Raw genomic sequence first — 20043 nt, forward strand, 5'->3', positions numbered from 1 at the left:
CGGGCCGCGGCGCTTTTCGCATTGTGCCAGCCGGCGGTTGTCTAGGGCGGACAAATCCGGTTATCTTGCTGCTATGCAGAAAACGACATAGCCAAGGGACAACCGCATGCAACGCCAGACCGACGACGTCAGAATCCGCGAGATCAAGGAACTGCTTCCTCCTATCGCCCACCTGTATGAGCTGCCGATCAGCGAATCCGCCTCCGAACTGATCTACAACACCCGGCGCGACATCGCGGCGCTGCTGCGCGGCGAGGACGACCGCCTGCTGGTGGTGATCGGCCCCTGTTCCATCCACGACACCGACGCCGCGATCGAATACGCGCAGAAGCTGGCGCCGCTGCGCCAGGCGCTGGCCGGCGAGCTGGTGGTGGTGATGCGTGTGTATTTCGAGAAGCCGCGCACCACGGTGGGCTGGAAGGGCCTGATCAATGATCCGCACCTGAACGAGTCCTACGACATCAACGCCGGCCTGCGCATCGCCCGCCGCCTGCTGTTGACGCTGAACAACCTGGGCATGCCGGCCGCCACCGAATTCCTCGACATGATCACGCCGCAGTATTTCGCCGACCTGATCAGCTGGGGCGCCATCGGCGCGCGCACCACGGAGAGCCAGGTGCACCGCGAGCTGGCGTCCGGCCTGTCCTGCCCGGTGGGCTTCAAGAACGGCACCGACGGCAATCTGAAGATCGCGGTGGACGCCATTCGCGCCGCCAGCGTGCCGCACCATTTCCTGTCGGTGACCAAGACCGGCCATTCCGCCATCGTGTCCACCGGCGGCAACCCGGACTGCCACGTCATCCTGCGCGGCGGCAAGGAACCCAACTACTCGGCCGAGCACGTGCGCGCCGCCGCCGCCGAGCTGACCGCCGTGGGCCTGTCGCACAAGCTGATGGTGGATTTCAGCCACGCCAACAGCCGCAAGGACTACCGCCGTCAGATGGAGGTCAGCGCCGATGTGGCCGGCCAGATCGCCGGCGGCGACCGCAGCATCTTCGGCGTGATGGTGGAGAGCCATCTGGTGGAGGGCCGCCAGGATCAGAAACCCGGTTGCGAGCTGAAGTACGGCCAGAGCATCACCGATGGCTGCCTGGGCTGGGACGATACGGAAAAACTGCTGACCCAGCTGGCCGACGCGATCAAGGCCCGCCGCGCCCTGCAGGCCGAATAAGCGCCGAGCGTTACCAAGACCATGCCCCGCTTTGGCGGGGCATGGTCGTTTGCCGCGGCGGGCGTGTCGCTAGCGCGCCGATACCAGATGGTCGGCCATCTGCTTGATCGCCTGCATTTGCTGGCCCTTCTTCCAGGCATAGGCCGGGCCGGTGTAGCCGAACCAGTCCCAGCAGCCTTGAGGATTCTTCAGCGAGGTCGTGGTCTGCGGATACAGCACCAGGATGTGGTTGCTGTCGGCCCAATTGTTGTAGCCGGCGTGGGCGTAGAAATCGTCGCCCACCTTGCCGGCGTACTGCTGGCAGCCATGCAGCGCGATATGCACCTTGCAGGCTTCGCCTTCGGCGCAGGCGCGCGGCACATAGACGAAGCCTTCGTCGGCCAGGCTGCTGCCGGAGGCGGCGTACGGCTTCTGGTCGAAGCGGACGATATGGCCGGTCAGCGCTTGCGCCTTGGCTTGCAGCGGGCCGTAGATGTGCTGCAGCAGCACCCCGGCCTGGTCATAGCCTGTGCCTTGCCATTCGCAATGGTTGATGTAGGGCGAGGCGGTGACGCTGCAGTCGTTGCCGAAGGCCGGCGTGATCTGGGCATGGCCGGCCGGCAGGCGGCGTTCGTAGGCGATCTGTCCAGCCGGCATGCCGGCCTGGCGGAAGAACTCCGCCGCCACATCCACCACCTGGGTCTTCACCGTGTTGTCGTTGCTGCCGCTGAACAGATAGACGCGGCGGCGGGCCAGCTTGTCCAGCGGATCGATCTCGCTTTTGGCGGCAAACTGCCTGGCCGATTTGAGCAACTGGGCGGCGGCTGGCGGCTGGCCCGTATTCATGCAGGGGCCGGCGCCGGCGAGCGTGCCTTTGGCGCAGTAGTACGGTCCGCCGGCCACCACGCCGGCGCCGACCACCGCGGCGGAATACGCGACCTGATATTGCACCGCCATGAAGGCGCCGGAGGACAGGCCGGATACCGAGGACTGGTTTGGATCGCCATGGAAGGCCGGCAGCGGATCGGCCGCCCAGGCCATGGGCGCCAGCAGGACGGCCAGGCAGAGCAAGGATTTGCGGATCATGAACGCTCCTCAAGAACGTGCCGGCGCGGGCCGGCGGGATGGAAAAGCCAATGCAGCGCTTGCAAGCGTGTTCATGATGAAAATGGCAAATGTCGGCGGAAATGGCAATGACAATCGTCGAATCGGCGTCTATTGGCCAGTTATCGTCCCGGCTAGCCGCCTCAGGCTTGCGGTTCCGCCAGCACGTCTTTCAGCGCCACCAGCGCATTGCTGACTGCCGGCCCGCCGGCGTAAAAGGTCAGCTGCAATATGGTTTCCAGAATCTGCTGCCGGCTGGCGCCGGCGCGCAGCGCCGCCACCAGGATCAGCTCGCGGGTGGCGAGATCCAGGCCGGGGCGGGTCAGGATGTGGCCGGTGGCCCAGGCGATGGTCATGTCGGCGAAGTCGGGGCTGATGTCGGCAACCGCCGCCACCCGCTCGCCGCCGCTATGGCCGCCGTGCAGAAATTCAATCAACTCCAGGCCCTGCTGGTACTGCGCGTCTTGGCGAATCATGGCTAAGCTCCTTGCTGGTTGGATGATGCGCATGCATCTGGCATTCAGTGTCGCCAAAGCTTGCCGCCAGATAAACCAGGCTGGAGTGTGATCACTTGTTCACGCAGGTTTTGAATGTCGGAGCCGGCCAGTCTATCGCCGGCTCCGGCGGCGCGATTGGAGATCAGCGCGCGGCGGCGGCGGTGCTGCCGCCGATCAGCTTGGCGATCGAGCTCGCCAGCGCGGCGTTGGGCAGAGCGAAGAACAGGCCGCCGCGGCCGTTCTGGGCGCTGGCGCAGTTGCCGGACAGCGCGCCCTCCTGGTTCATGTCGCCGAAGATGGCGTAGGCGGCGCCGTTGCCGGTGCTCACGCCTATTTTGGCGTGATTGAAGTTGTAGCCCATGCCGCCTTTCAGCGAGAACGAGCGTCCGGCCCAGCTGCCGGAAGTGGCGATGGCCACCGGGCCCGGCGTCGGCAGGCTGCTGTCCCAGCAGGCCGGCGCGCCGGCGCGGCTGGTGGAGGGGATGGCGATGCTCTTGCTGCCCTCCCACCAGGTGGCCGCGCGCAGCGGCACGCCGCCGAGTTCGGCCGACACCAGTTGCCACGGCGGCACCTGCAGCGCGGAGGGTTTGGCGATCAGCGTGACCCCGCTGGACAGCTTGCTGACTTGCGGCGTCGAGCTGTCAGACTGCTGCCCCAGCTGGCTGACCGCGTTCTGGATGTCGGCCGGGCCGCCGTTCTTGACGATCTGCGGGTTGCCCGGGTCGGTCGCCACGCTGGCGTTGGCCAGGCCCTGCAACACGGCCAGCGTGTCGGCGTGGCTCAGCTTCAGCGCGAAGAAATGCTGGCTGACCTTGACGTCGTTGTCCTGCACGCAGCCCAGGGTGTTGCCGTCGCTGCCGCGCGGATATTGCGCGCTGCCGGAGGCCGGCCACGACGGCGTGCTTACCTGCATCACCACGCCGTTGCCCTGGCTGTCCCAGGCCAGCACGCCCTTGGAATGGCCCCAGGGCGCGCCGCAGGAGGCGCCGGAACAGGAGGGAATGGCCGGATCGCCATAGAACTGGTCGTTCCACACCACGTAATTGAGCGTGCCGTTGTAAATCTGGTTGAAGGTCGCGCCGACCGGGTCGGTCGTGGTGTCGCCCACGCAGCCGCCGCCCTGGCTCAGGCTGGGCTGGCTGCTGCTGGCGTAGACGAATTGCTGGCTGAAGCCGTTGCCGCTGGTGTAGCTCTGCGGGCTGCCGCCAAACTGGCAGCTGTCCACCTGGGCCGAACCGCCGCAGCCCGGGAAGGATGCGGCGTTGAACTTGAAGGCGAACCACCAGTTGACCGGGTGGCTGGCGTCCAGCATGGGAGACGGGGCGGCGTGGACCAGCGCCGGCAGCGCGGCGAGGCTGAGCGCCGCGGCCAAGGCGGCGCGGCGTAAGATTGGGGGAACAGTCATGGCGTTTCTCCAGATATTGTTTGATGTGAAGCGGCCGTTTCCTGGCTGCGCGCCATGCTGATTGAGTATTGTGTAAGCAGCGTTAAGATGATCGGGTTAGAAACATTCCTTAACGTTTTCCTCTGTTTGCAATGAAAACGCCCCCGCGTGGCGGGGGCGTGTCAGATAGTGGGGCGCGATCAGATGGCGGCGGCCAGGCGCGAGCCCTGGTCGATGGCGCGCTTGGCGTCCAGTTCGGCCGCCACGTCGGCGCCGCCGATCAGGTGCACCGGCTTGCCGGCGTCCTGCAGCGGCTGCAGCAGCTCGCGCAGCGGGTCCTGGCCGGCGCAGATCACCACATTGTCCACAGGCAGCACCTGCGATTCGCCCTTGACCGTGATGTGCAGGCCGGCATCGTCGATCTTGTCGTAGCTCACGCCGGACAGCATCTGCACCCGCTTCATCTGCAGGCTGGCGCGGTGGATCCAGCCGGTGGTCTTGCCCAGGCCTTCGCCCACCTTGCTGGTCTTGCGCTGCAGCAGATAGACCTCGCGCGGGCTCTTGTGCGGCTGCGGGCCTTGCGGCGACAGGCCGCCGGCGGTGTCGCCCGTCATGTCCACGCCCCATTCGCGCATGAAGGCCTCGGTGTTCAGCGAGGTGGATTCGCCCTCGTGGCACAGGTATTCCGCGGTATCGAAGCCGATGCCGCCGGCGCCGATGATGGCTACTTTCTTGCCCACCGGCTTCTTGTGCTTGAGCACGTCCAGATAGCTCAGCACCATCGGGTGGTCCACGCCCGGGATGGCCGGCGTGCGCGGCGCGATGCCGGTGGCCAGGATGACTTCGTCGAAGCCGGCCAGATCGGCTGCGGCGACGCGGGTGTTCAGCTTCAGTTCCACGCCGGTGGTTTCGATGCGGCGCTTGAAGTAGCGAATGGTTTCGTAGAACTCTTCCTTGCCCGGAATCTGCTTGGCCACGTTGAACTGGCCGCCGATTTCATTGGCTGAATCGAACAGCGTGACGCTATGGCCGCGCTCTGCGGCGACGGTGGCGAAGGCCAGGCCGGCCGGGCCGGCGCCGACCACGGCCAGCTTCTTGGGCGCGGCGGCGGTTTCGTAGTTCAGCTCGGTTTCGCGGCAGGCGCGCGGGTTGACCAGACAGGAGGTCAGCTTGCCCTGGAAGATGTGGTCCAGACAGGCCTGGTTGCAGCCTATGCAGGTGTTGATCTCGTCGCCGCGGCCTGCCGCGGCCTTGTTGACGAAGTCCGGATCAGCCAGGAAGGGGCGCGCCATCGACACCATGTCGGCGCAGCCGCTGGCCAGGATGTCCTCGGCCACTTCCGGCGTGTTGATGCGGTTGGTGGTGATCAGCGGGATCTTCACCTGGCCCATCAGCTTCTTGGTGACCCAGGCGAAGCCGCCGCGCGGCACCATGGTGGCGATGGTGGGCACCCGCGCCTCGTGCCAGCCTATGCCGGTGTTGATCAGGGTGGCGCCGGCCTTTTCGATTTCGCGCGCCAAGTGGGCCACTTCGTCCCAGGTGCTGCCGTCCTGCACCAGGTCTAGCATGGACAGGCGGTAGATGATGATGAAGTTGGGGCCCGCCGCCGCGCGCACCGCCTTGACGGTTTCGATGGCGAAGCGGATGCGGTTCTCAAAGCTGCCGCCCCAGTCGTCCGTCCGCTTGTTGGTGGCGCGGGCGATGAACTGGTTGATCAGATAGCCTTCCGAACCCATCACCTCCACGCCGTCGTAGCCGGCCTGCTGCGCCAGCTTGGCGCAGCGGGCGAAATCGGCGATGGTTTGCCAGATGTCGGCGTCGGACAGCTCGCGCGGCTTGTAGAAGTTGATCGGCGCGATCAAGGGGGACGCCGACACGCACTTTTCCTGGAAGCTGTAACGGCCGGAGTGCAGGATCTGCAGCGCGATCTTGCCGCCGGCGGCATGCACGGCGTCGGTCACCAGCTTGTGCTGGGGCACTTCATGCTCGTCCGACAGCTGGGCCGCGCCTTCCGCCACGCAGCCCTCGGCATTGGGGCCGACGCCGCCGGTGACGATCAGCGCCACGCCGCCACGGGCGCGCTCGGCGTAGAAGGCGGCCATTTTTTCGAACCCGTTCGGGGATTCTTCCAGGCCGGTGTGCATCGAACCCATCAGCACGCGGTTTTTCAGCGTGGTGAAGCCCAGGTCCAGCGGGGCCAGCAGGTGCGGGTAAGCGCTCATGTTTCTTCCTCGTGTCCGTTATGTAGCGGCTCGGGCGGGGCGCGCCCAAGCCTTTGATTCGTCTGGCGATGTCAACCCTGTTGGCCAAGATACTTACTGGTAAGTAAGTTGTCAACGCAAGCGCCGCGCAATCACCTGTCATTGTGCGGTTATACCTGACTATAATCGCCGCAGACGACTTGGTCGTCGCCAACAAAGGAGAAGAAACATGTGCCAAGAAACGCACCACGCTCACACGGATTGCCTGACCCCGCTGCAGCAGCGCCCGCTGGGCCGCCGCGGCTTCCTGAAGCTGGCCACGCTGGGCGGCGGCGCCGTGCTGCTGGGCAGCTTTGTGCCGCGCATGGCCTGGGCGGCCAAGGGCACCGACGTGCTGCTGCTGTCCTGCATGGACTACCGTCTGGTCGACGCCACTGCGGCCTTCATGAACGGCATGGGCTTGCGCGACAATTACGACCACATCGTGCTGGCCGGCGCTTCGCTGATTTCCATCACCGACAAGTTCCCGGCCTGGAACACCACCTTCTGGCAGCATCTGGGCGTGGCGATAGACCTGCACCACATCAAGAAGGTGGTGTTGCTGGACCACCGCGATTGCGGCGCCTACAAGGTGGTGTTCGATGAAGACTTCGCCAAGGAGCCGGCGAAGGAAACGGAAATCCACGCCACGGCGCTGAAGACTTTGCGGCGGGCGATCTTGGACAAACACCCGCAACTGGCGGTGGAAAGCTATCTGATGGCGCTGGACGGCAAGGCGGAGGCGATTCCGGCCTGACGGCCGGATGTAGAAAACGGACCCGTTGCGGGTCCGTTTGCGCCTAGGGGCTGTTGACGTTTGGTGAGCGGTCGCGCCGGGATGCGTTTTGCGGCGAATCGAGGCGTTTCGCGCGCCGCATAGTCATTCTCTGCCAGCGCGGAACAACGAGGAGTCGGCGCGAAAGGCGCAAACGCGATCCACTCACCAAACGTCAACAGCCCCTAGTACGACTGGCAGGAGAAACGCACTGCCAGCTGGTACTGGCCGTTCAGCTGCCTCGGTTGCAGGCTGCTGTCTTCGGCGCCGGCGTCGCCATCCAGATCGGCCCGCGTCATTTGCCCCACTTTCATTCCCAGGTTCATGCAAACCTGGTTGGCCTTTTTCGACACGGCACGCGTCACGGCCAGGCTGGTGCTGCCCTGGCCATGCAGTAGATAGGTCTGGTCGGACGAGGCGCTGAGATTGACCTGCGCGGTGGCGCCCAGGTCACTGGCGGTTTGCTGCAACTGGCTACAGGCGGCCAACGGCGACAAGGCCGCCGCCAGCAGTAAAAGATTCCAACGCATGCCGCTTACTCGCAACGGAACAGCAGCGTGGTTTTGTAGTCCTGATCGCTGCGGATCGGCAGCACATAGCTGGCTACGCTCTTGGCCATTTGCGTCAGGGCGCTGTCGCCATCGTTCTTCGACTCATCTTCTCGATTCAGCACCACCAGTTTCTTCTTCTGGTCCTTGCAGATTTCGTTGGCTTTGCCCACCGCGTTATCCAGCGCGTCCTTGGCATTATCCGCCATGGCGACCGCGGAATAGGTATTGTTCTGTTGCGGCAAAATAGTGGCCTTGAACGAGGAGCAGGCGGACAGCGACAGCACCGTTACGGCAAGCAGCGGAAGAGTCTTGATTTGCATGATGAACCATTGATCAGAATTGAATTTTGGCGCGCCCGTAGATGCCCATTCGATGGGCGATAAGGCGGGAGCGTGTCAATAATAGTTAAGCCAAAATTTTCTGTACAAGGCTGTTTTGTAAATTGAAGCGCACAAAAATCGAAATGGATACCTGCTGGATATTTAAATTTTCACAGGATAGCCGCTGGCCCAGCCGGTTGATGCGCATAGGATATTTTATGAAATAAATTTAGATGACAAATGTCTTGGTTGCTTATTTTATTGCTTATCTCGAACAATAAAAACGATATTGGCATTTAAATTTATTTTCCTCCCGGTTGCGGCTGTTTTCCTCGCCAGACGCTGGCGGCAGACGGCTGTTGCATTTCTGCTTCCTTTTTCTGGTTTGGGACGCTTGCAACAAGCCGCAAAGCGTCTGGGATAAGCAAGGTTTGGCTCAGGCGTTTTTTTGCGCCAGCCAATGCAGCAAGTCGGCCTCTACCTCGGCGCGGTTGCGCTCGTTCAGCATTTCGTGCCGGCCGCCTGGATACACTTTGCTTTGCAAGTCCAGCACGCCGGCGTCGCGGTAGCGGATTTCCAGTTGGCCCAGCGCCAGCCGGCCCAGGCTGACCGGGTCGCGGCTGCCGGCGAACAGCAGAATGCGGCAATGGCGGTTGATCGCGGTCCCGGCCGCCTCGCCCGCTTCCATCGCCATGATGCCGCCGAACAGGTCGGCCCACAGGCCCGGCGTCGGGTCGAAGCCGCAGTCCGGATCGGCGATATAGGCGTCCACCTCGGCCGGGTCGCGGCTGAGCCAGTCCATGCGGGTGCGCCACGGCGGAAAACCCAGATTGAAGCTGCCGAAGACCAACCTGGCCATCAGCCGGCTGGGGCGGTCCCAACCGTTGCGTCGGCCGAGGCATCGCGCCAAGCCGCCGAGCAGCCGCGCCAATGCGCTCTGGCGATAGCCGGTGGATGACAGCATCAGCCCGGACAGATGGGCGCCGTAGCGCAGGAAGTAGGCGCGGGCGATGAAACTGCCCATGCTGTGGCCCAGCAGGACAAGCGGCTGGCCGGGATGTTCGGCGGCGGCATGGCGGCGTACCGTTTCCACATCGTCCACCACCTTGCGCCAGCCGTCCTCGGCGGCGAAGAAGCCGCGCGGCGCGGGCGAGCTGCCATGGCCGCGGTGGTCGTGCGCGTACACGGCGTAGCCGGCTTCCGCCAGCATGCTGGCGAAGCGGTGGTAGCGCGCGGCGTACTCGCTCATGCCGTGGGAGATCAGCACCACGGCGCGTATCGGTCCCTCCGGCCGCCATTGGCATAGCGGTATGGCGACGCCGTCGGCGGCGGTCAGGGTGGCGCGTAGCATGCGCAGTCCTCTCGTTTCAGCCGAGCAGCGGCCGGTTGTCGAAATGGGGGTGGGTCAGCGAGGTCAGCACATGGTCGCGCCAGGCGCCGTTCAGAAACAGATAGTTCTTGGCCTGGCCTTCGATCACGAAGCCCAGCCGCTGCAGCAAGGCCGCGCTGCGTGTGTTGTGCGGCTGGTAATTGGCCTGAATGCGGTGCAGCTTCAATTCGTCGAAAGCGAAGCGTATCGCCGCCTGCAGCGCCTCGCGCATCAGGCCCTGGCCTTCGCAGGCATGGTCTATGCCGTAGCCGAGATGGCAGGCCTGGAACACGCCGCGCACGATATTGCTGAAGCCGACGGTTCCGATGATGCGCTCCGGTTCGTCCGGCATGGCCAGCAGGAAGCGGGCGCTATGGCCTTCTGCCCAGCCGCGGGCGGCCTGGCGCATCTGCATGGCCCAATAGGCTCCGGTATAGAACTGTGGCCCTGGGGTAGGATTCCATGGCTCCAGGTGGGTGCGGTTGCGGCTGTGGTAGTCCAGCGCCGCCGCCGTCAGATCCGGATGAGCCGGCAGCAGTTTCAGGCGCGCGGTGTCGAGTGTCGGTTGAATCAGGCTCATGGCGTTGCGGCGGTATGACAGGCAGTAGATAGTAGCCGCAAGCAGGCCTGATGCTCAAGGCATGCCGCCGACTCGGGGCCGGCGGCATGGGAGACTTAGCCGGTCAGCCTCTCCAGCGCTTCGCGGTACTTGGCGGCGGTTTTCTCGCGCACGTCCAGCGGCACGGCCGGGGCCGGGGCCTGCTTGTTCCAGCCGGAGGCCTCCAGCCAGTCACGGACAAACTGCTTGTCGAAGGACGGCGGGTTGCTGCCCGGCTGGTAGCTGTCGGCCGGCCAGAAGCGGCTGGAATCCGGCGTCAGCGCCTCGTCCATCAGCGTCAGCACGCCGTTTTCGTCCAGGCCGAACTCGAACTTGGTGTCGCAGATGATGATGCCGCGCGTGGCCGCGTATTCGGCGGCGGTTTTATACAGCAGGATGGCGGTGTCGCGCACCTTGGCCGCCAGCTCGGCGCCGACGATGGCCTCGCACTGGGCGAAGCTGATGTTCTCGTCGTGATCGCCGACCGCCGCCTTGGTGGACGGGGTGAAGATCGGTGCGGGCAGCTGGTCCGCTTCCTGCAGGCCGGCCGGCAGGGCCACGCCGCAGATGGAGCCGGATTGCTGGTATTCCTTCCAGCCGGAGCCGGCCAGGTAGCCGCGCACCACGGCCTCAATCGGCACCGCCTTCAAGCGCTTGGCCACCACGGCGCGGCCTTGCACCTGCGGCAGGTCTGCCGCCGCCACCACGTCTTCCGGCTGGTCGCCGGTCAGATGGTTCGGCACCACGTCCTTGAGCTTGTCGAACCAGAAGTTGGAGATGGCGGTCAGGATCTGGCCCTTGGCCGGGATCGGGTCGTCCAGGATCACGTCGAAGGCGGATAGCCGATCGGTGGCGATCATCAGCATGCGCGCCTCGTCGATCTCGTACAGATCGCGCACCTTGCCGGAGTAGATCTTCTTCAGGCTGGTCAGATTGGTGGTGGAGAGTCCGGTCATCATGCTTCCTTGAAATGCAAAAGGGCGATGCCTGATGGCATCGCCCGATGAATTACAGCGTATCTTTCAGCGCCCTGGCCTGCTCCAGCGCCTCGTCGGCGCTGGCGGCCATCACGTTGAAGTGGCCCATCTTGCGGCCTGGCCGCGCGGTTTTTTTGCCGTACAGATGCAACTGGGCGTTCGGCGCTTCGGCCAGCACGTCCCAGTTCGGTTCGCCGCCGTTCTCTTTCCAGACATCGCCCAGCAAGTTCACCATCACCACCGGGCTGAGCAGGTCGGTGCGGCCCGGCAGCAGGCCGCATAGGGCGCGCACTTGCTGCTGGAACTGGTCGGTCAGGCAGGCGGTGAGGGTGTAATGGCCGGAGTTGTGCGGGCGCGGGGCGATCTCGTTGATCACCAGGCTGTCGTCGGCCAGAACGAAGAACTCCACCGCCAGCACGCCCACGTAGTCCAGCGCGTCGGCCAGTTTTTTGGCCATGCCTTGCGCCTGCGCGGCCAGCGCCGGGTCTATGCGCGCCGGCACGATGGATTCGTCGAGGATGCCGTCCTTGTGGATGTTTTCCGCCACCGGGAAGACCGCGCTTTGCGCTTGGCTGACGCGGGTGACGATGGCCGAGACTTCCAGCTTCAGGTCCAGCATTTTTTCCAGCACGCAGGCCTGGCCGCCCAGATTGGCGTAGGCGGCGCGCGCTTCGGCGGCGGTTTTGACCCGCACCTGGCCCTTGCCGTCGTAGCCGAGGCGGGCGGTTTTCAGGATGCCCGGCAGGTAAGGCGCCAGGTCTACCTGGATGTCTTCTACGCTTTCGATCGCCAGATACGGCGCCGTCGGCAGGCCGGCCTTGTTGATCCAGCTTTTTTCGACAATGCGGTCCTGGGCGATGGCCACGCAGTCGCCGGACGGCGAGACGCGCGTGGTCTTGGCCAGCTCGCGCATGGCGTCGGCGTTGACGTTCTCGAACTCCGTGGTCACGGCGGCGCAGCTTTGCGCCAGCTCGCGCAGCGCGGCCGGGTCGTTGTACGGCGCGCGGATGTGGCGGTCGGCGAAGGCCGCGGCCGGCGCGTTCTCATCCGGGTCCAGCACGGTGACGCGGTAGCCCATGGTCTTGGCGGCCACGGCGAACATGCGGCCGAGCTGGCCGCCGCCGAGTATGCCCAGCATGGCCGGCGGCAGGATGGCGGCCATTATTCGATCTCCGGCAGCGTCATCGCCAGTACGGTTTGTTCCTGTTCCTGGCGGAAGGCCGCGAGCTTCTCGGCCAGTTCCGGCCGGGTGGTCGCCAGCATGGCCACGGCGAACAGGGCGGCGTTGGCGGCGCCGGCTTCGCCGATGGCGAAGGTGGCCACCGGGATGCCCTTGGGCATTTGCACGATGGACAGCAGCGAGTCCTCGCCGCGCAGGTATTTGGACGGCACCGGCACGCCCAGCACCGGCACATGAGTTTTGGCAGCCAGCATGCCCGGCAGGTGGGCGGCGCCGCCGGCCCCGGCGATGATGGCTTTCAGCCCGCGCTGGGCGGCTTGTTCGGCGTACTGGAACAGCAGGTCCGGGGTGCGGTGGGCGGAGACGACGCGGGTTTCGCAGGCGACGCCGAAGTGTTTCAGCATGCGCGCGGCGTGCTGCATCACTTCCCAGTCGCTGTTGCTACCCATCACGATGCCGACTTCAATCATGGCGGTGCTGCTCGCGGATGGTGAACGAAGACCGCGATTTTAACCGATGGCGCGGGCTACCCGTTATGGTTTTTTATTTTCATATCAAGACAGTTAGAGAATAAAGCTGTCTCGAATCGATGTCTTCACGCCAGCTTCGGATAGCTGAACAGCAGCAGGTGCAAGGTGTTGAAGCCTAGGTGGGCCAGCACGGCCAGCCATAACTGGCGGCGGGCGGCGTAGAGCAGGCCGTAGCCTATGCCGGCCAGGGTTGCCAGGCCCACCCAGGCCCAGCCTCCGGCCAGATGCGCCAGGCCAAACAGCAGCGACGCCGCCAGCAGCGCGGCGAAAGGCTCGGTGCGCAGTTCCAGCCAACGCTGGATGCCGCCGCGGAAGAAGGCTTCTTCCACCAGCGAAACCAGGAAGCAGTTGGCCAGCAACCAGGGCAGCAGCCAAGCCGGCCACTTCAGGGAAAAACCGATGATGCCGCTGACGGCGGCGATGCCCAGCGTCAGCAGCAGCGCCAGCGCGCCCACCAGCGCCGCCGGCCAGCCCAATTGCCTGTCCGGCAGCGGCGAGGTGGAAAGGCCCAGCAGCAACATCAGCCCGGCCAGGCCCTTGTCGTAGCTCCAGAACAGCCGGTAAGGCGCGCTGTCGGCGCTGGCCTTGCCTTGCCACAGCAGCGGGTTGTCGAAGCCGGGCAGCGCGTGCAGCGCCAGCGCCAACAGCAGCGCGATCCACACCACGCTCAGCTCCGGACGCGGGCGCTTGAGCTGCGCCAGCGTCAGGCCGATGGCGGCGGCGGCGAAAACCACGCCCAGCGGCTGCAGCACGCCGGCAGCCAGCGCCAACAGGGCGCTGCAGGCCAGCGCGATCCAGGCGGGCGGTTGCCGGCGCAGGCTGGCGGACAGCAGGCCAAGCGCCAGCAGCGCGAAGGCGGCCAGCGGCAGAGGGGGCGGCAGGAACATGTCGGCTCCGGAAAACAATGGATGAGCGACCGATGATAACGGTTGGCGGCCGCCGGGCCAAACCGCCGCGCCTCATGCGCTGGCGGCTGGGAACGATGTCGCTGCGTGCCGCTGGCAACAGGCTCAGCGCATCACGACGACGATGTCGCCCAGATGATAGGTGCCGGTGCGGTTGATCTGGCAGAACACTTTGGCTTGCACGGTGACGGTCTTGCCCTTGTAGCGGCCCATGTCTTGCTGGCTCAGCGCCAGGCTGGTCTTGTCCTGCGGGCCGCAATCGGCGCCGTCGTCGAAGCGCATCGGCTTGGCCAGTTTCAGATGATAGGCCTTGAATAGCGTGCCTTCCGCCTTGTCGCCGGAGGTAAGCGGGCCGATCACAATGCCTTGCAGCGTGATCGGCGTTTCGCCGTCGTCGCGCACGGGAATGGGATGGGCGAGGCAGGCGGTGGTGGCAGCTAGCAGGCCCAATGCCGCCAGGCCGCGGGGGAGGTGGGTTTTCATCATGTGGCCATCGTGTTCAAAAACGGAAGGAGGGATGCCGATCCGACGCATCCCGGTTTTATTCGTTTTCAGGTGCGGCGCCGCTGGCCGATGCGCCCTGCCAGGCGATCGTTTTGGCGCGGCGGCCCAAGACAAAGCGGGATCTCGCTTGGGCAGAGATCCCGCTTGGAAAACGTCTGGCGATTATGTCTTTCGCATTGTGGGCGGTCAATGGCCGGCCAAGGCGTCCAGCACCTTGCTGGACAGCGCCGGCGGCTGCGCGGTGACGCGCAACAGGTGGCGAAGCGCCGGGTGCGGCGGCCGATGCACCGCAATGCCGTCGGCCAGCAGCCGGCGTTGGATGTCCTCGGCGGCGGCGGCGTTGGGATAGAGCACGGCGACGAAATTGGTGTGCGAGGGCAGCACGGTCAGGTCGCGCGCGCGCAGCGCGGCGTCGAGCTTGTCGCGCAGCTGCAGCGTGGCCCGCACCAGCTGGCGCGAGTAGTCCGGATCGTCCAGCACCAGCCGCGCGGCGTGCTGGGCCAGGCCGGACAGCGCGTATTGCGGGCGGATCTGGTCGGCCTTGGCGATGATGTCGGCCGGCGCCAGCGCGAAGCCGACGCGCAGGCCGGCCAGGCCGTAGGCCTTGGACAAGGTGCGCAGCCGCAGCGTGTTGGGCAGCGCGCCGGCCGGCGGCGCGTCTTGCGGCTCGGTGCAGAAGTCGACGTAGGCTTCGTCCAGAATCAGCAGCGTGCTCGATGGCAGCTGCTGGCGCAGCGCCTGGATATCGGCGGCGGCCCAGTAATGGCCGGTGGGGTTGTCCGGGTTGGCCAGGTACAGCGCGACGGCGCGCTCGGCCTGCGCCACTTCGCACAGCCGCGCCAGGTCGGGCCGCAGGCCGATGCCATGCGGGCGATACGGCACTTCCAGGATGCGCGCGCCGACGCCTTCGGCGAAGTAGCGGAAGGCGGGGTAGGTGCCGGCGCTGCACACCACGGCGTCGCCGGCATTGCAGCGCAAGCGCAGCGCCAGCAGGATCAGGCTGTCCGCGCCGCTGTCGAATAGCACCTGGCTGGGTTCGACGCTGTGCAACTGCGCCGCGCGCTCGCGCAAGGCCAGCGCGTACGGGTCTGGGTAGAGCCTGGCCAGTTCGGCCAGCGCCTCCCCCCATTGCGCCAACAGCGGGGAGTCGGGGCGGGCCAGGCTTTCGTTGGCGCCCAGCCGATTGACCACCTTGTGGCCCAGCGCCGCTTCCAGCTTGGCGATGCCGGGAAACGGATTGACGATGGTGTGGTGTTCCAGATGGCGCGCGTAATGTGGCATGACGATTCCCGGCATTCCCGTTGATTGGGCCATTCTAGGCCAAGAGTCTGTTCAGACAAGCCACCATCTGGAAATATCCTTATGCTAAAGGAATTATTGGGCGGCGGAGGCTGCGGGTTTGGCGGCGACGGGCGCCGACGCGGCCGGTTTGGGCGGAGCCGGCTCGTGTCGAGCGGCCGGGGCCTTGGGCAGGACCAGCGGGCCCTTGTAGCCGCAAGCGACCAGGAATAGAGACAAACTTGCGCAAGCGAGCAGGGTACGCATACTGGCGATGATCCGTTATGGCAAAATCAGCATACTAGCAAAACCCCGCCGCGCCGTGTTGTCCTCGGGCGGCGCCATCAGGAAGCCATCATGACCGAAAGCGAATTTCTGCAATTGAGCGACGCCATTTTCGACCGCATCGAACAGGCGCTGGACGATCACGAGCTGGATGTCGACACCTTGCGCCAGGGCAATGTGCTGGAGATCGAGTTCGACAGCGGCGAAAAAGTCATCGTCAATCGCCACGCCTCCAATCAGGAGATGTGGATCGCCGCCAAGAGCGGCGGCTACCATTTCGCGCGCCAGGGCGAAGCCTGGATCGCCGGCCGCGACGGCTCGGAATTCTTTTCCACGCTGGCCGAGGCGATCCGCGCCGGCAGCGGCGAGGGGTTCAGTTTCGACGACTGACTCCGCGCGGCGCACAGGCCGGGAAGCGCCAGGATGGCGCAGCGGAGCCACGGATTTGCAAATTGTTTACATTTGTTAATGTCCAGATAAGAACTTGATCTGATGCAGGTAAATCCGCCATCCCCAGTATCAATATTCGAGCAAAACGATTTGCTAATATTTGTTTGAATGAGGACTGGACCATGCTCTCCCCAACCGCGACTATCAATGTCGGCAACACCGGCTTCATGCTGCTGTGCGCCAGCCTGGTCATGCTGATGACCCCCGGGCTGGCTTTCTTCTACGGCGGCCTGGTGGGCCGCAAGAATGTGCTGACCATCATGGCCCAGAGCTTCATGTCTCTGGGTTGGACCACCGTGCTGTGGTTCGCCTTCGGCTATTCGATGTGCTTTGGCCCCAGCTGGCACGGCATCATCGGCGACCCCACCTACTACGCCTTCATGCGCGGCATTACGCTGCACAGCATGTACGCCGGCAACGACGCCGGCATTCCCTTGATCGTGCATGTGGCCTACCAGATGATGTTCGCCATCATCACCCCGGCGCTGATCACCGGCGCCTTCGCCAACCGGGTGACGGTCAAGGCTTACTTCCTGTTCCTGACCGGCTGGCTGGTGCTGGTCTACTTCCCCTTCGTCCACATGGTGTGGAGCCCGGACGGCCTGCTGGCCAAGTGGGGCGTGCTGGACTTCGCCGGCGGCATCGTGGTGCACAACACCGCCGGTTTCGCCGCGCTGGCTTCCATTTTGTATGTCGGCCGCCGCTCGCTGGTGGAGAACAAGCCGCATAATGTGCCGCTGATCGCGCTGGGCACCGGCCTGCTGTGGTTTGGCTGGTATGGCTTCAATGCCGGTTCCGAGCTGAAAGTGGATGCGGTCACCGCCTCCGCCTTCCTCAATACCGACGTGGCGGCTTCGTTTGCCGGCACCGCCTGGTTCCTGCTGGAGTGGTCGCACGCCAAGCAACCCAAGTTCGTCGGCCTGTTGACCGGCGCCGTGGCCGGCCTCGCCACCATCACCCCGGCCGCCGGCTATGTGTCGCTGGGCAGCGCCGCCGTCATCGGCCTGATCGCCGCCGTGGTGTGCTACTACGCCGTGCAGTTGAAGAATCGTCTGAACTGGGACGACGCGCTGGATGTGTGGGGCGTGCACGGCGTGGGCGGCCTGCTCGGCACCATTCTGCTGGGCGTGTTCGCCACCAAGGGCTGGAATGCCGCCGGCGCCGACGGCCTGCTGTACGGCGACGCCAGCTTCCTGTTCAAACAGGTGGTGGCGGCGGTGGCATCGGGCGCCTGGGCGTTTGGCTTCACCTACGGCATGCTGTGGCTGATCGACCGCGTCACGCCGGTCAAGGTGGGCGCCGCCGTCGAGCAGGCCGGGCTGGATGTCAGCCTGCACGGCGAGGAAGCTTATATCTGAGCCGTAGATCGGCTGTCTGCTTGGCTCAAGCCGCGGCGTGTCCGCGGCTTTTTGCTGGACGTCAGGGCAGGACGGCGACAGCGCGCCACAGCATGGCGACGCCTATGGCCGCCGCCAGCAGCGCGAAGCCGCGCAGCAGTTGTTGCGGCGACAGCCGCGTGCTGAGACGCCGGCCGAGCAGCATGCCGGCCATCGCCGCCAGCACGAAGACGGCGCTGAGCAGCAAGGGCGGCCGCGCGCCGTGCCACAGCGCGGAGACCACGCCGCCGCTGCCGACCAGCGCGATCACCAGCAGCGAGGTAGCGACGATGGCGTGCATGCCCAGATCGCTCAGCCGGCGCAGCGCCGGCACGATGACAAAGCCGCCGCCTACGCCCAGCAGGCCGGTCAGCAAGCCGGTGAAGGCGCCGACGCCTGCCAGCGCCGCGGCGCTGAGCACGTTCCAGCGCAGGCGGCCGGTGTCCGGGTTCAGCCGGCACAGCGTTTGCCTTGGCTCCAGGGACGGGATGGCCTCGGGGTGGGCGGCGCGCCAGGTGCGGGCGGCTACGGTCAGCATGGCCAGCGCGAACAGCCCGGTCAGCCACGCGCTCGGCAATTGCTGCGCCAGCCGGGTGCCAAGCGCTGTGAACGGCAGGCTGCTGATCGCCATCAGCCAGGCGGCGCGGTAGCGCACCAAGCGGCGGCGCCAGCCCTCATAGGCGCCCAGCGCGGCGCCCGCGACCACGGCCAGCAAGGCTACCGGCGCGGCTTGCGGCAGGCTCCAGCTCTGGGTGGCCATCAGCGCCGGAATCGCCAATATGCCGCCGCCGGCGCCGGTCAGCCCCAATATCGCGCCCAGCAGGATGCCCAGCGTCAGCATCAGCAGCATGCAATGGCTCCGGTAACAGGCGCAATGCGCCGCGCGTTGCGGCGGGCGGGAAATGGGGGCATGAGAGACAGGTCTTTATCGGCTATACTTCAATACATTATATGATTTAATATAATGAAGTAAAGCCCATCCGCGGAGGAAAACATGCCGGTTCAGATCGAGAGCTTTTTCGATGCCGCCACCCATACCATCAGCCACATCGTCTACGACCGGCCCGGCGGCCACGCGGCCGTCATCGATCCCGTGCTGGATTTCGATCCCAGCTCCGGCCGCAGCGCGCGCCATGGCGCGGACAGGCTGCTGGCTTTTCTGATGGAGCGGCGGCTGACGCTGCAGTGGATACTGGAAACCCATGCCCACGCCGACCACTTGTCCGCCGCCGGGTATTTGAAGGACAAGGCGGGCGGCCAAATCGGCATCGGCCGGCGCATAGACGAGGTGCAATCCACGTTCAGCCGGGTGTTCAATCTGGAGCCGGCGTTCCGCTGCGATGGCTCGCAGTTCGACCATCTGTTCGAGGATGGGGAAACCTTCGGCATCGGCGAGCTGGACGCCCGCGTGCTGGCGCTGCCCGGCCACACGCCGGCCGATGTCGGCTATCAGGTGGAAGACGCGGTGTTTGTCGGCGACACCTTGTTCATGCCGGACGTGGGCACCGCGCGCTGCGATTTTCCCGGCGGCGATGCCGCCACGCTGTACCGTTCCATCCGCAAGCTGCTGGCGCTGCCCGACGAAACCCGGCTGCTGCTGTGCCACGACTATCCGCCGCCGGGCCGCGAGCCGGCGTGGCGCGTGACGGTGGCCGAGCAGCGCCGCGCCAATCTGCACGCGCGCGACGGGGTGGACGAGGCGGCCTTCGTGAAGATGCGCCAGGCGCGCGACGCGACGCTGGACATGCCGCGGCTGCTGCTGCCATCGATACAGGTCAATATCCGCGCGGGCCGGCTGCCGCCGGCGGAAGACAACGGCGTGCGTTACCTGAAGCTGCCGCTGGACGCGTTCTGAGCGCGCCGCGCCATTTCGCTTTTGGCCAGATCCAGCGCCTTGGCGCGGGCGCCGACGTCGCCCTGCGCGCCGGCGCGGGCATACCAGCGTATCGCCGCCGGAATGTTCTGCTTCACGCCGCGGCCGTGTTCGTACATGCTGGCGGTCAGGTATTGCGCGCCGGCATCGCCCTGCTTGGCCGCTTCCTCGTACCAGTAGGCGGCCAGCCTGTCGTCCTGCGGCGCGCCTCGCCCCAGGAAATACTGGGTGCCCAGGTCCAGCTGCGCCGGCAGGTATCCCTGGCGCGCGGAGAGCGTGAACCAGCGCGTCGCCTCGGGCAGCGATTTGGGCACGCCGTCGCCTTTCTCCGCCAGCACGCCCAGCGCATGCTGTGCCTGCGCCAGGTTGAGATCGGCCGCCTTTTTCAGCCAGAAGACCGCGGCTGGCTTGTCCACCGGCCCGGCCTCGCCCTTCCAGTCCATCATCGCCAGGTCGAAGGCGGCGACCCGGTCGCCGCGCTCGGCGGCCTGCCAGAAGGCGACGCGGGCGGCGGCCAGCCGGCCGCCCTGATACTCATGCCAGCCCGGCACCTCCGGCGCGGCGGCCAGCGCGCCCAGGCTGAACAGCAGCGGCCAGATCGCAAGACGTTTCATCGCGGTTCTCCTAGGGGCTGTTGACGTTTGGTGAGTGGATCGCGTTTGAGCCGATTTGGGCCGGAAGCAAGGCGCACAGTCCG

22 protein-coding genes are annotated in these 20043 nt (G+C 65.6%); 5 read left to right on the plus strand and 17 right to left on the minus strand.

The annotated features are described in order from the left end of the window. The first annotated feature begins 106 nt into the window (after positions 1-106). Positions 107-1171 (plus strand): 3-deoxy-7-phosphoheptulonate synthase AroG, encoded by a 1065-nt coding sequence (gene aroG, locus QUG01_RS18010; protein ID WP_103317214.1) that lies wholly within the window; start codon positions 107-109, stop codon positions 1169-1171. Positions 1172-1240: 69 nt separating this feature from the next. Here aroG and QUG01_RS18015 read toward each other — a convergent pair whose 3' ends face one another. The 4 genes from QUG01_RS18015 to QUG01_RS18030 all read right to left on the minus strand — a co-directional run bounded on the left by QUG01_RS18015 (position 1241) and on the right by QUG01_RS18030 (position 6357). Then, positions 1241-2236, minus strand: a complete 996-nt coding sequence (locus QUG01_RS18015) for an extracellular catalytic domain type 2 short-chain-length polyhydroxyalkanoate depolymerase (RefSeq protein ID WP_500831285.1) — start codon at positions 2234-2236, stop codon at positions 1241-1243. A gap of 161 nt (positions 2237-2397) precedes the next feature. Then, on the minus strand, positions 2398-2730 hold the full coding sequence (locus QUG01_RS18020; RefSeq protein WP_500831286.1) for a carboxymuconolactone decarboxylase family protein: 333 nt from the start codon (positions 2728-2730) through the stop codon (positions 2398-2400). A gap of 163 nt (positions 2731-2893) precedes the next feature. Then, on the minus strand, positions 2894-4156 hold the full coding sequence (locus tag QUG01_RS18025) for a deoxyribonuclease II family protein (protein WP_500831287.1): 1263 nt from the start codon (positions 4154-4156) through the stop codon (positions 2894-2896). 179 nt (positions 4157-4335) lie between these two features. After that, positions 4336-6357, minus strand: coding sequence for an oxidoreductase (locus tag QUG01_RS18030; protein WP_500831288.1), 2022 nt, complete (start codon positions 6355-6357; stop codon positions 4336-4338). A gap of 208 nt (positions 6358-6565) precedes the next feature. On the opposite strand from QUG01_RS18030, the gene QUG01_RS18035 reads away from it, so the two are divergent. Continuing rightward, the gene (locus tag QUG01_RS18035; RefSeq protein ID WP_500831289.1) at positions 6566-7132 is read left to right on the plus strand and encodes a carbonic anhydrase; all 567 of its coding nucleotides are present in this window, start codon (positions 6566-6568) and stop codon (positions 7130-7132) included. 203 nt (positions 7133-7335) lie between these two features. Here QUG01_RS18035 and QUG01_RS18040 read toward each other — a convergent pair whose 3' ends face one another. The 11 genes from QUG01_RS18040 to lptM all read right to left on the minus strand — a co-directional run bounded on the left by QUG01_RS18040 (position 7336) and on the right by lptM (position 15629). Beyond that, on the minus strand, positions 7336-7680 hold the full coding sequence (locus QUG01_RS18040; RefSeq protein ID WP_500831290.1) for a hypothetical protein: 345 nt from the start codon (positions 7678-7680) through the stop codon (positions 7336-7338). 5 nt (positions 7681-7685) lie between these two features. After that, positions 7686-8021: a hypothetical protein gene (locus tag QUG01_RS18045; RefSeq protein ID WP_103317229.1), complete on the minus strand. Its 336-nt coding sequence runs from the start codon at positions 8019-8021 to the stop codon at positions 7686-7688. Between the two features lie 436 nt (positions 8022-8457). Next, positions 8458-9372 (minus strand): alpha/beta hydrolase, encoded by a 915-nt coding sequence (locus tag QUG01_RS18050; protein WP_500831291.1) that lies wholly within the window; start codon positions 9370-9372, stop codon positions 8458-8460. Between the two features lie 16 nt (positions 9373-9388). After that, on the minus strand, positions 9389-9970 hold the full coding sequence (locus QUG01_RS18055; RefSeq protein WP_500831292.1) for a GNAT family N-acetyltransferase: 582 nt from the start codon (positions 9968-9970) through the stop codon (positions 9389-9391). A gap of 95 nt (positions 9971-10065) precedes the next feature. Then, positions 10066-10944, minus strand: a complete 879-nt coding sequence (locus QUG01_RS18060; RefSeq protein WP_500831301.1) for a phosphoribosylaminoimidazolesuccinocarboxamide synthase — start codon at positions 10942-10944, stop codon at positions 10066-10068. A gap of 52 nt (positions 10945-10996) precedes the next feature. Continuing rightward, entirely contained in the window at positions 10997-12127 is a 1131-nt protein-coding gene (locus tag QUG01_RS18065; RefSeq protein WP_500831293.1) for a 5-(carboxyamino)imidazole ribonucleotide synthase, read from the minus strand. Next, positions 12127-12615: a 5-(carboxyamino)imidazole ribonucleotide mutase gene (purE, locus tag QUG01_RS18070; protein WP_500831294.1), complete on the minus strand. Its 489-nt coding sequence runs from the start codon at positions 12613-12615 to the stop codon at positions 12127-12129. Before purE ends, QUG01_RS18065 begins: the two co-directional genes overlap by 1 nt. A 125-nt stretch (positions 12616-12740) precedes the next feature. Then, positions 12741-13562 (minus strand): CPBP family intramembrane glutamic endopeptidase, encoded by an 822-nt coding sequence (locus tag QUG01_RS18075; RefSeq protein ID WP_500831295.1) that lies wholly within the window; start codon positions 13560-13562, stop codon positions 12741-12743. Between the two features lie 123 nt (positions 13563-13685). Further along, positions 13686-14066 (minus strand): hypothetical protein, encoded by a 381-nt coding sequence (locus QUG01_RS18080; protein ID WP_500831296.1) that lies wholly within the window; start codon positions 14064-14066, stop codon positions 13686-13688. A gap of 204 nt (positions 14067-14270) precedes the next feature. Continuing rightward, a complete protein-coding gene (locus QUG01_RS18085) occupies positions 14271-15365 on the minus strand; it encodes a pyridoxal phosphate-dependent aminotransferase (RefSeq protein WP_500831297.1) in 1095 nt (364 codons plus the stop codon). A gap of 93 nt (positions 15366-15458) precedes the next feature. Further along, entirely contained in the window at positions 15459-15629 is a 171-nt protein-coding gene (lptM, locus tag QUG01_RS18090; protein ID WP_223253330.1) for an LPS translocon maturation chaperone LptM, read from the minus strand. 90 nt (positions 15630-15719) lie between these two features. Here lptM and cyaY point away from each other — a divergent pair, with 90 nt between their 5' ends. Together cyaY and QUG01_RS18100 are read left to right on the plus strand one after the other, a co-directional pair. Then, complete coding sequence (gene cyaY, locus QUG01_RS18095; RefSeq protein ID WP_103317246.1) at positions 15720-16037, plus strand: iron donor protein CyaY; 318 nt, start codon at positions 15720-15722, stop codon at positions 16035-16037. Positions 16038-16219: 182 nt separating this feature from the next. Continuing rightward, positions 16220-17455: an ammonium transporter gene (locus QUG01_RS18100; protein WP_199179856.1), complete on the plus strand. Its 1236-nt coding sequence runs from the start codon at positions 16220-16222 to the stop codon at positions 17453-17455. A 61-nt stretch (positions 17456-17516) separates the two neighbouring features. On the opposite strand, the gene QUG01_RS18105 is transcribed toward QUG01_RS18100, so the two are convergent. After that, entirely contained in the window at positions 17517-18323 is an 807-nt protein-coding gene (locus QUG01_RS18105) for a sulfite exporter TauE/SafE family protein (protein ID WP_500831298.1), read from the minus strand. A gap of 144 nt (positions 18324-18467) precedes the next feature. Between QUG01_RS18105 and QUG01_RS18110 the strand changes: the two genes are divergently transcribed. Beyond that, the gene (locus QUG01_RS18110; RefSeq protein WP_500831299.1) at positions 18468-19328 is read left to right on the plus strand and encodes an MBL fold metallo-hydrolase; all 861 of its coding nucleotides are present in this window, start codon (positions 18468-18470) and stop codon (positions 19326-19328) included. On the opposite strand, the gene QUG01_RS18115 is transcribed toward QUG01_RS18110, so the two are convergent. After that, positions 19298-19960, minus strand: coding sequence for a tetratricopeptide repeat protein (locus QUG01_RS18115; protein ID WP_500831300.1), 663 nt, complete (start codon positions 19958-19960; stop codon positions 19298-19300). The two genes, QUG01_RS18110 and QUG01_RS18115, sit on opposite strands and share 31 nt — an antisense overlap. Positions 19961-20043 lie beyond the last annotated feature (83 nt).

It is taken from the genome of Chromobacterium sp. CCUG 76385, assembly GCF_059916625.1.

What these genes read in the sequence shown, in the direction of transcription:
- aroG (WP_103317214.1), top strand. Translation starts at nt 107, where the DNA reads ATGCAACGCCAGACCGACGACGTCAGAATCCGCGAGATCAAGGAACTG.
- QUG01_RS18015 (WP_500831285.1), bottom strand. Translation starts at nt 2,236, where the DNA reads ATGATCCGCAAATCCTTGCTCTGCCTGGCCGTCCTGCTGGCGCCCATG.
- QUG01_RS18020 (WP_500831286.1), bottom strand. Translation starts at nt 2,730, where the DNA reads ATGATTCGCCAAGACGCGCAGTACCAGCAGGGCCTGGAGTTGATTGAA.
- QUG01_RS18025 (WP_500831287.1), bottom strand. Translation starts at nt 4,156, where the DNA reads ATGACTGTTCCCCCAATCTTACGCCGCGCCGCCTTGGCCGCGGCGCTC.
- QUG01_RS18030 (WP_500831288.1), bottom strand. Translation starts at nt 6,357, where the DNA reads ATGAGCGCTTACCCGCACCTGCTGGCCCCGCTGGACCTGGGCTTCACC.
- QUG01_RS18035 (WP_500831289.1), top strand. Translation starts at nt 6,566, where the DNA reads ATGTGCCAAGAAACGCACCACGCTCACACGGATTGCCTGACCCCGCTG.
- QUG01_RS18040 (WP_500831290.1), bottom strand. Translation starts at nt 7,680, where the DNA reads ATGCGTTGGAATCTTTTACTGCTGGCGGCGGCCTTGTCGCCGTTGGCC.
- QUG01_RS18045 (WP_103317229.1), bottom strand. Translation starts at nt 8,021, where the DNA reads ATGCAAATCAAGACTCTTCCGCTGCTTGCCGTAACGGTGCTGTCGCTG.
- QUG01_RS18050 (WP_500831291.1), bottom strand. Translation starts at nt 9,372, where the DNA reads ATGCTACGCGCCACCCTGACCGCCGCCGACGGCGTCGCCATACCGCTA.
- QUG01_RS18055 (WP_500831292.1), bottom strand. Translation starts at nt 9,970, where the DNA reads ATGAGCCTGATTCAACCGACACTCGACACCGCGCGCCTGAAACTGCTG.
- QUG01_RS18060 (WP_500831301.1), bottom strand. Translation starts at nt 10,944, where the DNA reads ATGACCGGACTCTCCACCACCAATCTGACCAGCCTGAAGAAGATCTAC.
- QUG01_RS18065 (WP_500831293.1), bottom strand. Translation starts at nt 12,127, where the DNA reads ATGGCCGCCATCCTGCCGCCGGCCATGCTGGGCATACTCGGCGGCGGC.
- purE (WP_500831294.1), bottom strand. Translation starts at nt 12,615, where the DNA reads ATGATTGAAGTCGGCATCGTGATGGGTAGCAACAGCGACTGGGAAGTG.
- QUG01_RS18075 (WP_500831295.1), bottom strand. Translation starts at nt 13,562, where the DNA reads ATGTTCCTGCCGCCCCCTCTGCCGCTGGCCGCCTTCGCGCTGCTGGCG.
- QUG01_RS18080 (WP_500831296.1), bottom strand. Translation starts at nt 14,066, where the DNA reads ATGATGAAAACCCACCTCCCCCGCGGCCTGGCGGCATTGGGCCTGCTA.
- QUG01_RS18085 (WP_500831297.1), bottom strand. Translation starts at nt 15,365, where the DNA reads ATGCCACATTACGCGCGCCATCTGGAACACCACACCATCGTCAATCCG.
- lptM (WP_223253330.1), bottom strand. Translation starts at nt 15,629, where the DNA reads ATGCGTACCCTGCTCGCTTGCGCAAGTTTGTCTCTATTCCTGGTCGCT.
- cyaY (WP_103317246.1), top strand. Translation starts at nt 15,720, where the DNA reads ATGACCGAAAGCGAATTTCTGCAATTGAGCGACGCCATTTTCGACCGC.
- QUG01_RS18100 (WP_199179856.1), top strand. Translation starts at nt 16,220, where the DNA reads ATGCTCTCCCCAACCGCGACTATCAATGTCGGCAACACCGGCTTCATG.
- QUG01_RS18105 (WP_500831298.1), bottom strand. Translation starts at nt 18,323, where the DNA reads ATGCTGCTGATGCTGACGCTGGGCATCCTGCTGGGCGCGATATTGGGG.
- QUG01_RS18110 (WP_500831299.1), top strand. Translation starts at nt 18,468, where the DNA reads ATGCCGGTTCAGATCGAGAGCTTTTTCGATGCCGCCACCCATACCATC.
- QUG01_RS18115 (WP_500831300.1), bottom strand. Translation starts at nt 19,960, where the DNA reads ATGAAACGTCTTGCGATCTGGCCGCTGCTGTTCAGCCTGGGCGCGCTG.